This is a genomic window from Tautonia marina (assembly GCF_009177065.1).
GTDB lineage: Bacteria > Planctomycetota > Planctomycetia > Isosphaerales > Isosphaeraceae > Tautonia > Tautonia marina.
Genome location: NZ_WEZF01000015.1, coordinates 123,679 through 137,055 on the forward strand (window position 1 = coordinate 123,679; position 13,377 = coordinate 137,055).

Below are 13,377 nucleotides of genomic sequence, written 5' to 3' on the forward strand. Positions count from 1 at the left end.
GGTGGCTGTCGGTGTCGTCAACATGAAAGACCTCAACACATCGAATTTTCATTATGCTTAATCGGGCGAGGTGATTCGAAGCTTGCCATGTCTGGCGGGAATGATTCGGGTGTGATTGGGTGTGTGCTTGATTGTCATCTGTGGGCGGGCGGGCAGGTGATGGCCGGTCAGGAGGGGGACGGAACGAGCCGCCCCCGCGTCCTCGATCGATGGAGCGAGGGAAGACGCGGGGGCGTTGAGCGAGCGGATGATGCTGAGCCCAGAGGCCGGGTCAGGCGACGGCGGAGGCCGTGGCGGCCTGTTTCAGGGCTGCGGCCTTGTCGGTCTTTTCCCAGGTGAACTCGGGCTCGGAGCGGCCGAAGTGGCCACCGGCGGCGGTCTTGCGGAAGATCGGCCGACGCAGTTCGAGGTGGGCGATGATGCCCGACGGGGTCAGCGGGAAGTGCTCTCGGATCAGGGCCTCGATCTGATCGTGCGGGATCGTTCCGGTGCCGAACGTATCGACGTGGATGCTTACCGGGGCGCTCACGCCGATCGCGTAGGCGAGCTGGACCTCGCATTTCTTGGCCAGCCCGGCGGCCACCACATTTTTCGCGGCGTAGCGGGCCATGTAGGCGGCCGAGCGGTCCACCTTGGTCGAGTCCTTGCCGCTGAACGCCCCGCCGCCGTGTCGGCCGGCGCCGCCGTAGGTATCGACGATGATCTTCCGGCCGGTCAGGCCGGCGTCGCCGTGCGGGCCGCCGACGATGAACTGGCCGGTCGGGTTGATGTGGTAGGTGATCTCTCCCTTGACCATGTCCTTCGGCAGGACCGGCTCGATGATCTCCTTGATGACCGTCTCGCGGATCTGCTGCTGGGTGACGCCGGGGTCGTGCTGGGTGGAGACGACCACGGTGTCGATCCGGACCGGGCGGCCGTCGTCGTATTCGACCGTGACCTGGCTCTTGTTGTCGGGCCGAAGCCAGGGGATCGTGCCGTTCTGCCGCAGCTCGGTCAGGCGGTTGAGAATGCGGTGGGCCAGGGCGATCGGCAGGGGCATCAGCTCGGGGGTCTCGTCGCAGGCGTAGCCGAACATCAAGCCCTGGTCGCCGGCGCCGATCTCCTTGCCTTTGGCGGAATCTTCGTTGACCCCCATGGCGATGTCGGGCGACTGCTTGCCCAGGGCGACCATCACGCCGCAGGTGTCGGCGTCGAAGCCCATGGCGCTGGAGGTGTAGCCGATCTCTCGGACGACCTGCCGGACGACCCCGGGGTAGTCCACGACGGCCGTGGTCGTGATCTCGCCGGCCAGGACGACCAGGCCGGTCGTCACCAGGGTCTCGCAGGCGACCCGGGCGTTGGGGTCTTGCTCGAGGATCGCGTCGAGGATGCCGTCGGAAATCTGGTCGGCCATCTTGTCGGGATGGCCCATCGAGACAGATTCGCTGGTAAACAGGTAGCGATTATTTTGGGACACGGGCAGACCTCTCCTGCGGTCGAGTGACGGGGCCGGGGGACCGGATCACACCTCCAACGGGGCCATCAGGCAAGCGTCCCCCCTTCGGGAGCTGGAAACTCCGTTTCGAGGGGCGAGTCTATCAAGGCCCCCGCCGCGCTGTAAAGCCAAGCCAGCCTTGAGCGTCGGCCCAGTGCCACGAAACCGGGCAAGATTCTGGTCGATTTTCTCTGGACATTCTCGGTACGTCCGTTCATACTTCGGCCGTCTTCTTCTGTTCGTGTGTCCAGTATAGGCCGCGAAGGGGAGGACCACGGTCGAAACCTAACGAGCGGAGGACCAGCCTGTGCGACAAAAGACGCGAAGCCTTCCCTTCCTGGCGGTATGGGTGGTGGTGGTGGTTCCGGCGTTCGCACACGCTCAGGAGGACTTTGAAGCCATGCTTCCTCAACCGACGGCTGAACATCGACACTTGATCGGGGAGGTCGGCACCTGGGACGCGACGATTACCTCGTTCATGAACGGTCCCGGCCAGCCTCCGACGGTGTCCAAGGGGGTCGAGACGAACCGGATGATGGGCGACTTCTGGCTCCTTAGCGAGTTCGAAGGGGACTTCGGCGGCATGCCCTTCCGGGGGCACAGCCAGATCGGCTTCGATCCGAAGGCCGGCCACTACGTCATGAGCTGGGTCGACACGATGAACCCGAAGCTCTCGACCCAGACCGGCACTTACGACCCGGATTCGAAGACTTACACCTTCGAGGGCAAGGCCTTCGACCCGATGCTCGACAAGGAGGTGGATCAGAAGACCGTCAGCGTCTTGACCGACGCCGACCACAAGGTCTTCACCCTCTTCATGAAGGCCCCCGAATACGGCGACGACTGGGTCGAGTTCATGAAAATCGAGTACACCCGACGCAAGAACTGACCGGGGCCAAGAACCGGGGCACCAAGCCCGAGCCGGTTGGGATCGCTCTGCGGAAGCCGGGCGATCCTCTTCGATCGAGGGTCGATCACGGTTCGATGCGAATTGCCAAAGAACGGAGGAACCTGGACGGCGGAGGCTTCGAAGCTTCGGCTCACCCGGTGCCGGGGGAGGCATCGCGCTGGCGGTCGCGGCGATACCAGGTCCAGAGCAGGCGGAGGGTGGTGGCGTCGAGCATGGCCTGGGAGGTCGGATAGGTACTCGGCTCAGCCTCTGGGGAGGGTCGGCCGAGCAGGGCGAGGGTCGAGTCGGTGATGGTGGCGGTGTCGGCCCGGGCGACCAGCTCGGCGAGGAAGATCGGGAAGTTCTCGACGGCGGAGGGGAGCAGGCGGTCGCCGAGGTCGCTGTAATTCATCTGGTCGGCGACGATTCGGAAGGCGATTTGGGGGTCGGTGCGGACCAGGTGCAGCTCGGTGACGGGGTCGCGGGGGACTCGCTTCGAACGCCGGGTGCGGGGGGGCTTCGGGCCTCGGAGGATCATGGCGTTGAGGCCCGAGGCGACGGCGTTGGCCCAGCCGATTCCCTGGGGGTCGCGGAACTCGTCGTCGGCGGCGATCCGACCACCGTGGACCAGCTCCAGCTTCGACCAGGGGACGTAGTGGGCCGGCTCTCCTCGAAGTCCGCTGATGCTCAGCCCTTCGGGTTGAATGGCCGCGCGGTGGACCGATCGGGCGGGGACGAGCTTGGGCACGGTGTCGACGCGGCGGGCCTCGGCGGCGATCCCCTGGTCGTACAGGGCGTCGAGCAGTTCGCGGACCTCTCCTTCGGCCAGGGGCCAGGGGAGGATGCCGGGGGCGCGCTTGACCCACTGCATCGCCTCGGTCGGGTGCAGGCCCATGACCCCCCGGAATAGGTCGCGCAGGGCGTCCGGGTTCTCAGGAGCGTCGAAGAGGATCAGGCGGTAATCGGTTTCAGGCATGAGTGTTCGATCGCCTGGGCGATCCCCCGATCAGCGTGCGGGTCGATATGGAATTGAGCTTACGTCCTCGATGGTCCGACGGCCAGTGGTCACGGCTCCGCGAGGCGGTGGGCCAGCACCTCGACGCGAGGAGTCTGAGGGGGTAAAGTCCCGAATCAAGGACGGCTCGCGTGGAAGGGGCCATCGAGACGAGACGATCTGCCAGGACGGTACGCGGCGAGCTGGGGCGAAACCAGAGCAGAAGGCTGGGCAACTCATGGTGATGGCGATCTCTGCTTGGATCAAGCGAATCCTGGGCTCGCTGGGGCCGGGGCTGATTATTGCGTCGGTCTGTCTCGGTCCGGGCAGCGTGACGACGGCCTCGAAGATCGGGGCCGAATATGGGTATGCCTTGATCTGGGTGGTCGTGCTGGCGGCGGCGGCCATGATGATGTACACGGTCATGGGGGCCCGCTTCGGGGCGACGCAGGTTCGGTCGTTCTTGCAGGCGGTGGCCGATCGCTACGGGCGATGGTTCGCAGTCCTGATCGGCCTGGCGGCCTTCCTGATGTCGGCCAGCTTCCAGTTCGGCAACAACCTCGGGGTGACGACCGCGACGGCCAGCGTGACGGACAACTGGGCCTCGCGGAACCTCTCGGCCTTGCTCGGCCGGTCGGTGGCCGAGGAGCAGGTCTGGCCGTTCGTCTTCACCGGCACAGCGATCCTGATGGTCGCCTTCACGAAGAACCTCTATCGGCTGATTGAGCGGGTGATGATCGTGCTGGTGCTGATCATGATCGTCGCCTTCTTCACGAACCTGGTGGTGGCCCGGCCGAACCTGGCCGAGGCGGCCGCGGGGCTCGTCCCCCAGTTGCCGAAGGGAGACGGCACGATCACGGTGATGGCGGCGATGGTGGGGACGACGTTTGTCTTGCATGCCTGCCTCTATCAGTCGTACCTGGTGCAGTCGAAGGGGTGGCGGTTGCCGGACGTTCGCAAGAGCCTGATCGACTCGGTGGTGGGGATTGGCTTGCTGTCGACGATCAGCATCCTGATCATCCTGACCTCGGCGGCGGCCTTGCGGCCTCGGGGAATCGTGATCCAGGACGCGGCCGAGATGGCCCTGCAACTGGAGGCGACCTTCGGGCCGATGGCGAAGTTCATCTTCTGCCTCGGGTTCTGGGCGGCGGCCTTCTCGTCGATTCCGGTCAACGCCCTGGTGGGCGGGGGCCTGCTGGCCGACGGCCTGGGCCTCGGCTCTCGGATGGACCAGCCGTGGCCGAGGCGGTTCGCGCTGGGGATCATGGTCATCGGCATGCTCATCGCCACGATGCCGCAGGAGAACCGGGCCAATGCCCTGGTGATCGCCCAGGCGGCGACGATGCTGGCAGTGCCGGCGGTCGGGATCGGCATGTTCCTGATTCTCAACGATCGGTCGATCATGGGGCGGTTTGCGAACTCGTGGCGTCAGAACATTTTGGCGGGCTTCGGCTTGCTGCTGGTGCTGGTCCTCTCGGTGGCGACCTACGGGCGGTTGATCGATCAGATCGGCAAGGTTCGGGAGCAGTGGCGAACGGAGCCGGCGGCGGTCGAAGCGCCGGTCGAGGTCGAACCGGCCAAGGAATCGGACTAGGCGCGGGGGCCGGTTCCTGGCAGCATCCGCCGATCCCCTCTGGAGGAGGCGGCGTTCGACCGCCCGACGCTTCGTCGATGTCCGTTGAAGTCTGAAATCACCGACCCTCGCCGATCGAGGCGGGTCGTTGGGGGGCGAGTCTCCATGCAGCGGTGCCCGATCCGTCTTGGCGTGGCGGTCGTCTGCCTTGTGCTGGCCACGAGTGCCTCGGGGTGCAACGCCCTCGGTCTCGGCAAGAACAAGGATGGCCAAGCCGACCAGCCGACATTCTACGACGAGTTCTTCAGCGGTCAGGACGAGGCCGACGCGATCGCCTCCTCCAAGGAGCCCGACCCGGCGGCCCCGGCTCGGATGCACCGGCGGAACCGCTTGCCCGGCGGCCTGAGTTCCGAGGCTCGGGAGATCGAGCGAGGGTCGTTCAACATCTACTGAGCCGGGGTGGTGGGACTCCGGAGCGTGCGGTCGAGGGGCCTTCGGGAGCGTGCCGGGATGTTCCGACTTCGCCTCCCGAGGTGGCTCCGGAGTGGCCGGGAAACCGACCGGCCCTGGAACCAGTGGTTCGGCGACCGGGGGGAGCGGGCCGCGTCGAGGTACTTGCGCCGCAAGGGGATGCGGATTCTCTGCCGGAGCTACCGGACTCCGCGGGGCGAGATTGATCTGGTGGCCCGCGAGGGAGACACGCTCGTCTTCGTCGAGGTGAAGACCCGTCGCCAAGGGCAACCCGCCGAGGCCGTGACGCTGGAGAAGCAGCGCCGGATCACCCGAGCCTCGCTCCAGTTCCTCAAGTGGCATGGCCTGCTCGATGCGGCGAGGCCGGTCCCGTGCCGGTTCGACATCGTGGCGATCGTCTGGCCCGACGGCCTTGGCCGACCGACCATCGAGCACTTCCCCGACGCCTTCGACGCCGCCGGGCCGAAGGGGCAGTTCTTCGTGTAGTGCGCCCGTGCCTGCGCTCTTGGTGCGCCTGAAGTGAATGGCGAAATTACTTGCTCAGTCATGGTTTGCGTCGTTTCTTGTGATTCGTTTCGGGAGTTCGTCGGGCGCGACTGGTGAGGCGGTCTGCAAAGGGGTGGCGAACCGTTCGAGGCGGGGCAACGAGACGAGATGCGGGGCTCGGTGCGCTGGGCGATGCGCGGTTGGTGCGCTTGGTGGCTTTGGTGTAACATCTTGTCAAAGAAATGGTTCGGGCGTTATTGGGTGTTCGTTTCGGGAAACGCGATGGTTGCGAGTGGTCGATGTCTCTGGGAGCTTGCGGACGGATTGGACGGAGGAGGAAGGGGTGGAGTTCGTCGGGTTCGGGGGACACTGACACTATCGGGGAACAGGGGCGGTTCAGTCACTTTTGACGGGGGCGAATTTGGGAATGGGAGGCAGGGTCGCTGGTTTCTGGTTCGGGGGGGCGGAGGGACGTACAATCGGCCTCGGTCGGTCGATCGGTCAACGCGGATCGGGGCACGAGAAGGCCCGGATCGGACGGCCGAGCGATCGAAGTGAAGTGGGGCGGGTCTGACTGAGGATCGGCCCCGAGGAGCTTTCCCTGCGATGACGCAACGTCACGCAACACACGGTCGGGAGACGACAATGATGCGCAACTCGATGATTCGTCCGGTGCTGGCCGCCCTCGCCGGGGCCCTGGTGATGGCCGCAGTCCTGTCAGTGACCGGGCAATCGGAGGCCGAGCCGGTCGCCGCGGTCGCCGCCGCGCCGCTGGCCCACATGGTCTTTTTCACGTTGGCGAACAAGTCGGAGGCGAACGCCCAGAAGCTGGTCGATGCCTGCCATCAGTACCTCGACGGCCACGAGGGGACCGTCTATTTCTCCGCCGGCACCCGCGCCGAGGAGTTCGATCGGGAGGTGAACGTCACCGATTTTGACGTGGCCCTGCACCTGGTCTTCGAAGACAAGGCCGCGCACGACACCTACCAGGATCACCCGCGCCACCTGGAATTCATCGAGAAGAACAAGGACCTGTGGTCGACCGTCCGGGTGTTTGACTCGTACGTGGCCGGATCGTCGGGCCGCTGAGCGTTGATGCCGGATCAGGCAAGCAAGGGGCGGTCGCGGCGGGGTACGCCGGGCCGCTCATTGATTTGATGATGTGTGTGGATGTGATTGTGTTTTGCGAGGATGGGGGGTGGATGCCCTGCCTGGTGCGGTGCTTGCGCGGAATGGGAGGGTCGGCCTCTCGGCTAAATCGGGGGCCGGGGCCCCCTCACCCAGCCTTCGGCCACCCGCTCCCCCGCGTGGCGGGAGAGCGGGTGTTGGAGGTGGGCCGTCGGCGAGCCGAGCTTTGCACAAGGGACGAGGACGTTACAGGTTCAGGTGCCCGGATCGAGCGAACAAAAGATCGACGCCGAGGGGGCTGGGGCCGCCGGCGCGCCGGGCGGCGAGGGAGGTGCCAGGGGCGGGAAGGGTGATGAGCTGGGTGAAGTTCGTCCCCGCGAAGCCGCTGCCGGCGAGGAAGGCGGAGGGGATGCCGGGTCCGGGCCGTGATTGCAGGCCCCCAGGAGCGCGGCCGACCAGCGTGAGCAGGAGGGATTGGCCGGGAGCGACCGGGGCGCTTGGGGTGATCGAGAGCATCCGGGCCACCTCGTCATAGGAGACGGAGGCGATCGGGATAGGAGCGGCGCCGGTGGTGGTGGGCACGAGGGAGAAGTTGGCCAGGTTGAGGGTCCGGGCGGCATCGCGGCTGAGGTAGCCGTTGATCCGAACGTCGATCCGGGTCAAGGCGCCCGTGGTGGGATTGATGATGGGTGTGACCCGTTCGACGAATGGGCCGGAGGCGATGGACCGGGTGCGGGTCTGGGCGGTGAGGTTGCCTCGGATGTCGTTGGTGGGGGTGATCGTGTTCGCGCCCTCGACCACCTGATTGAGGAACAGGCCCGAGCCGAGGCCGTTCGGGTCGGCGAAGCCGTTGCCGACGGTGCCGATCGCGCCGTTGATGTCGGGGCCGATTCGGTTCCCGGTCACAAGGTTGTTGATGGCATTGAATGCGGTGATGTTCAGACCGACCTGGGAATTCCCGCTAATCAGGTTGTCGGCAATGGTGTTGCCGGGGGCGTCGCTGAGGAAGATGCCCTGGAAATTCGGCAGGCGGGCGGTGCCGGCGGCGTTGGTTCCCACGCGGTTGCCGGCCACGATGTTGCCCGTGCTGACCGAGCCGACGGCCGGAGGGTAAGGGACGATCTGCGGGCCGGTGGGGGTGACGACGGTGACGGCGTTGACCGTGTCGGCGTTGAGGATCTGGAGGCCGACCTCGCGGTTGCCCGAGAGCAGGTTCCCGCCTCCGTTCGGGTCGGAGAACGAGCCGAGGCCGATCTGGTTGCCGGAGGCGCCGTAGAGGAAGATTCCCTGGCGGTTGCCGATCGCAGTGGTGCCGGTGGCGTCGGTGCCGATGAAGTTCCCGGCGACGAGGTTGCCGGAGGTCGGGGCGCGGGGCTCGTCGAAGGCGATGCTCGTGAGGCGGAGGCCGACTTCGAGGTTGCCGGAGATCAGGTTGCGTGCCGCCGGGCCGGTGCCGCCGATGATGTTGTTCGAGGTGTTCATGAGGATGACGCCGTCGCTGTTGGGCACGGCGGCCGATCCATCGCGGTTGGTGCCGATCCGGTTCCCTTGCAGCACGTTGCCGGCGGCCTGGCCTCGGATGTAGACGCCGATCCGGTTGCCGGAGATGACGTTCCCCTGGCCGACTCCGGTGCCGCCGATGGTGGTGTTCGAGGCGCCGTCGGCAATGACGATGCCGTCGTTGCGGGGGTCGAACGTCAGGCGGTCGCTCGCGCCGGGGGTGCCGTCGTCGGGGGTGGTGGGCAGCCCCGTTTGCACGTTGCCGGCGCGGGGGTCGAGCGATCGGGAGCCGGTGCGGTCGGTGCCGATGAAGCTGCCGGAGACGCGGTTGCCGGAGCTGCCGGGGCCGTCGATCCGGAGGTTCCCCCGGCCATCGACCACGCCGTTGGCGGCAATCACGGAGTTGAGCACCGTGTTGCCGGGAGCGTTCAGGAGCAAGACGCCGACCAGACGATTGCCGAGCGCGGCCTCTCCACCGGCGTTGGTGCCGATGAAGCTGTCGGCAATCACGTTGCCGGTGCCACCGACCAGGGCGACCCCGAAGCCGCGGTTGCCGGAGACGACGTTGCCTTGCAGGGCCATGTTCGACGGGCCGGCGACGATCACACCGCTGCCCTGGTTGGAGAGGGCGGCCGAGCCGTCGCGGTTGGTGCCGATGAAGTTGCCGATCAGGACCGTGTTCGACCCCTGGGAAATGGCCATCACCCCGTTGCCGAGATTGCCTGAGATGACGTTTCGTTCCAGGCGGTTCGACGCGGCATTGTCGAGGAAGACGCCGTCGCGCTGGTTGGCGATGGCGAACTGACCGGTGCGGTCGGTGCCGATGAGGTTGTCGATCAGGGTGTTGCCGTCGGAGCCGTCGCGCAGTTCGACGCCGAACAGGCGGTTCCCGGACAGCACGTTGGCCGACAGGGTATTGTTCCGGGCGCTGAGGACCATCACGCCGTGGAGGTTGTTCGGCCGGGCGGCGGTGCCCTGGCGGTTGGTGCCGATGAGGTTGCTTGTCAAGAAGTTCCCGGAGGTTCCGGCGAGGGCGACGCCGAAGCCGCGGTTGCCGCTGATGGCGTTGGAGTCGAGCGAGGTGGTGTTGGCGTTGACGATGAGGACGCCGCTGAGGTTCGGCCGGGCAAGGGAGCCGGTCGGGCCGGCGAGACCGATGAGGTTCCCGGACAGGGTGTTCCCATTCGCGCCGTTGAGGACGACGACGCCGTCGTTGCGATTGCCGGAGATGACGTTGCCGGCCAGAACGTTGTCGGGGGCGGCGTCGAGCAAGACGCCTCGGGTGTTGCCGAGGCCGTCGAGGCCGGTTTCATCGGTGCCGATGAGGTTGCCGTCGATCAGGTTCCCCGAAGCGGCGGCGCCGATGACCTGGAGGCCGTCTCCGGAGTGCCCGGCGATGAGGTTTCCGTCCTCGACCCGGTTGTTCGGGGCGTTGAGGATCACCAGGCCGACCTGCTGTGTGCCGAGGCCAGCCGTGCCGGCGAGGTTGGTGCCGATGAGATTACCGGAGACGACGTTTTCCGAGGCCGAGCCGCCGGCGATTGTCAGGCCGAAGACGCCGTTGCCGGAGATCAGGTTCGACCGGCCGCCGATGGTGTTGCGGGGCGAGTCGGAAATGCGAACGCCGGTCCCGGCATTGCCTCGCGCCGCCGTACCGCCGACATTGGCGCCGATGACATTGCCCGAGACGAGGTTCTCGAACGCTCCGGCGGCCAGAACGACCCCGTCTCCTCGGTTGCCGGAAATCAGGTTGCCGGAGCCAGTCACGTCTCCGCCGACGCGGTTGGCCGAGGCGCCGTTGAGGATCGTCACGCCGTTGGCGGCATTGCCGAGGGGGGCGTCTCCGGTGGCGTCGAGGCCAATGACGTTACCGGCGATCTGGTTGTTCGAGGCCCCCGAGCCTTGCAGCAGGATGCCCGACCCGCCGTTGCCGGAGATGATGTTGCCGTCGGCCGGTTGCACCCCACCGATGGCGTTGTTGCCGGCGTTGACCAGCAGGATGCCGTGGCCGGCGTTGCCTCGGTTGTTCAGTCCGAGGTCGTCGGTGCCGATCCGGCTCAACTGGATCACGTTGTTCGAGGCACCGGGACCGATCAGGGCGATGCCGGAGCCGCCGTTGCTGGAGACGACGTTGCTGGCCAGGGTGTTGGCCGAGGCCCCCTCGACCCGGACCCCGTCGCCAGCGTTGGGCACGGAGGTCGCCCCGACGGGGCCGAGGCCGATGAAGTTGCCGGTCACGAGAGTGTCGGTGGTGCCGTTGCCGGTCAGGTGAACGCCGTGGCCGAGGTTGCCGGAAATCACGTTCCCCGCGCCGATGGTGTTGCCTGGCGCGTTGCTCAGGAGCACCCCAACGGCGTTGCCGATCGGCGAGAGGCCGGAGACGTTGGTGCCGATGAAGTTGCCGAGGGCGGTGTTCTCCGAAACCGCCTCGCCCTGGAGCAAGAGGCCCGGCCCGGTGTTGCCGGAGAGGAGATTGCCGCGTCTCAGCCCGGCGGTCGTGGCGTTGGCCCCGCCGATGGTGTTGCCGGTGATGAGGCCGGCGGAATCGGAGTCGCCAATCAGGGCGATGCCCGCCCCGCCGTTGCCGATGGGCAGCGATCCCGAGGGGTTCGTGCCGACGAAGTTCCCGGAGATGACGTTCGAGGCACTGGCGGCGTTGTTGCCACCGGGTTCGTTGAGCAGCGTTGTCAGGCGGATGCCGTCGCCGCCGTTGCCCGAAACGAGATTGCCCGAGCGGAGCGTTCCGGGACTGATGCTGACGTTTTCACCGCCGATGGTGTTGTTCGACGCCCCTTCGAGCAGGATGCCGTGCCTCGTGTTGCCGATCGGGCTCGATCCGTTGGCGTTCGTGCCGATGAAGTTGCCGAGGATCGCGTTGTTCGAGGTTGGCCCGCCGTAGAGCAGGATGCCATTGTGGCCGTTGCCGGAGATGAGGTTCCCCGCGGTGCGGACCCCACTCGCCGCATTCACGCCGCCGATCGTGTTGGAGACAGCGCCAAGAAACTGAGGGGTTCCGCCGACATTGACCAGCCCGGCATTGAGCCGAACGCCGTTCTCGGTGTTCGGCACGGCGGATGAGCCGTTGGCGTTGGTGCCGATCAGGTTCCCCTGGACGACGTTCCCGGAGGAGGCACGCTCCAGTTCGATGCCGTCGCTACCGTTGCCGGAAATCAGGTTGCCGGCCCCGGCCGCCGCGCCGCCGATCGTGTTGTTGAGGCCGCCGTTGACCTCGATGCCGTCTTCCTGGTTCGGAATCGCGGCCGTGCCCAGGGCGTTGGTGCCGATCCGGTTCCCCTGGATGGTGTTGTTCGCCGCGCCGGCGTTGGCGAGCAAGATGCCGTCTCCCCGGTTGCCGGAGATGAGGTTCCCCAGGCCGGGGCCGGTGCCGCCGATGGTGTTGAAGGTGGCGTTGTTGATTTCGATGCCGGTATCGATGTTCTCCAGCGCGATCGTGCCGGTGACATCGACGCCGACGAAGTTTCCGGCGACGAGGTTGCCGGTGGTGCCCGGTCCCTGAATGCGGATGCCGTCGCCGCCGTTGTGGGCGATCAGGTTGCCGGCCGAGAGGACAAAGGGGGTGGTGTTCGCGCCGCCGATGGTGTTGTTGACCGAAGCCTGGTGGAGCCGGACGCCGAGGAACTCGTTGCGTAAGGGGTTGACGCCGTCGACGGCCGTGCCGATGCGGTTGGCGGCGATCAGGTTGGCATTGCCCGAGCGGACCTCGACGCCGTTGATGCCGTTGCCGGAGATCAGGTTGCCGAGGTTCGCCGTCAGGCCACCGAGGGTGTGGCCCGAGCCGCCGACAATCTGGACGCCGTGGCCATCGACCCCGAGGTTTTCGTCGCGCATGGCGACCAGGCCCGAGCGGTCGGTGCCGATGAAATTCCCTTGCACGACGACGTTCTGGACCGCGTCGAGCAGAATGTTGTCGGTGTCGTTGCCGGCAATGACGTTGCCGATGGTGCCAAGCACGAAGGGAGCCGAGAGCGGGCCGCCGATTCGGGCATTGCTCGCGCCGTTGGTCACGGCGACGCCGCCGCCGAGGTTCGGTTCGGCCGTGGTTCCGGAGGCATCGACGCCGATGTGGTTCCCCTGAAGGATCGCCCCCGACGCGGCCGCGCCGGTGATCAGGACGCCCGGGCCTCGGCTGCCGACGATCGCAAAGGACTGGATCGTGACATTCGGGCCGGTGATTCGGATCGTGTTGTTGGCCACGCGGTCGCCGTCGATGGTGAGCACCGGCACGTCGGAGAAGCCGTCGCCCGTGGTGCCGTCGAGGACCACGGGCACGGTCAGATCGGGCAAGCTGCCGACCAGCGTGATCGACCCACTCAGGCCGTTGAAGACAATCCGGTCGTCGTCGCCAAAGAGACCGGTGGTGTTGGCGAGGATGTCGGGGTTGGCCGTGCCCCCGGCGTTGATGGCCTCGATGGCCGATCGCAAGGTGACCTCGCCGGGGATGGGGGCGAGCGCATCGGTCAAGGTCGTGACCTGGATCGTCGCCAGCAGGGCGCGCCGCTCCATCGGCTCGACGGCCAACGGCATTCCCCGTGCTCCCCGACGACGGAACGATGCCCGAACCACTCGACGACCCTGTCGACTCATCGCTGTTTCCTCAATCGTTGCAACCGTTCCGTTCGCCGGAGTCCCCCCTGTCGTTGGCGTGCCGAGGACAGGGCTCTGCCCTCGATCGGCCGGCCTTCGGGGATCGGTGTCGCTCCACGCTAGCAGGCAAGCACGCACGAACGCAAGAAGCATCGTCTCGTGCCCCGGTGTTGGAGGCGCGGGCGACAGTCTCTCACGTCCGAATCACTTTCGCAAGTGCCCCAGGTTACCGGAAGAAGGGCGAATCAGGGGGGCTG

Annotated in this window: 8 protein-coding genes; 5 read left to right on the forward strand and 3 right to left on the reverse strand. The window is 66.6% G+C overall.

The window, feature by feature from the left end; translation table 11 throughout:
- Nucleotides 1–271 precede the first annotated feature (271 nt).
- Nucleotides 272–1,411 (reverse strand): methionine adenosyltransferase, encoded by a 1,140-nt coding sequence (gene metK, locus GA615_RS18270; protein WP_235905540.1) that lies wholly within the window; start codon nucleotides 1,409–1,411, stop codon nucleotides 272–274.
- Nucleotides 1,412–1,781: 370 nt separating this feature from the next.
- Between metK and GA615_RS18275 the strand changes: the two genes are divergently transcribed.
- Nucleotides 1,782–2,363 carry a DUF1579 domain-containing protein gene (locus tag GA615_RS18275; RefSeq protein WP_152052751.1) on the forward strand — a complete coding sequence of 194 codons (582 nt, stop codon included), beginning with the start codon at nucleotides 1,782–1,784 and terminating at the stop codon, nucleotides 2,361–2,363.
- Nucleotides 2,364–2,514: 151 nt separating this feature from the next.
- Here the strand turns inward: GA615_RS18275 and GA615_RS18280 are convergent, their stop codons facing one another.
- A complete protein-coding gene (locus GA615_RS18280) occupies nucleotides 2,515–3,339 on the reverse strand; it encodes a hypothetical protein (protein WP_152052752.1) in 825 nt (274 codons plus the stop codon).
- Between the two features lie 262 nt (nucleotides 3,340–3,601).
- On the opposite strand from GA615_RS18280, the gene GA615_RS18285 reads away from it, so the two are divergent.
- The 4 genes from GA615_RS18285 to GA615_RS18300 all read left to right on the forward strand — a co-directional run bounded on the left by GA615_RS18285 (nucleotide 3,602) and on the right by GA615_RS18300 (nucleotide 6,976).
- Nucleotides 3,602–4,951, forward strand: coding sequence for an Nramp family divalent metal transporter (locus tag GA615_RS18285; RefSeq protein WP_161602411.1), 1,350 nt, complete (start codon nucleotides 3,602–3,604; stop codon nucleotides 4,949–4,951).
- 144 nt (nucleotides 4,952–5,095) lie between these two features.
- Entirely contained in the window at nucleotides 5,096–5,383 is a 288-nt protein-coding gene (locus GA615_RS18290; RefSeq protein ID WP_152052754.1) for a hypothetical protein, read from the forward strand.
- Nucleotides 5,384–5,440: 57 nt separating this feature from the next.
- Entirely contained in the window at nucleotides 5,441–5,887 is a 447-nt protein-coding gene (locus GA615_RS18295) for a YraN family protein (RefSeq protein ID WP_152052755.1), read from the forward strand.
- Nucleotides 5,888–6,532: 645 nt separating this feature from the next.
- Nucleotides 6,533–6,976 carry a Dabb family protein gene (locus tag GA615_RS18300; RefSeq protein WP_235905533.1) on the forward strand — a complete coding sequence of 148 codons (444 nt, stop codon included), beginning with the start codon at nucleotides 6,533–6,535 and terminating at the stop codon, nucleotides 6,974–6,976.
- Between the two features lie 285 nt (nucleotides 6,977–7,261).
- On the opposite strand, the gene GA615_RS18305 is transcribed toward GA615_RS18300, so the two are convergent.
- Nucleotides 7,262–13,060 (reverse strand): beta strand repeat-containing protein, encoded by a 5,799-nt coding sequence (locus tag GA615_RS18305; RefSeq protein ID WP_161602412.1) that lies wholly within the window; start codon nucleotides 13,058–13,060, stop codon nucleotides 7,262–7,264.
- Between the last annotated feature and the right edge of the window lie 317 nt (nucleotides 13,061–13,377).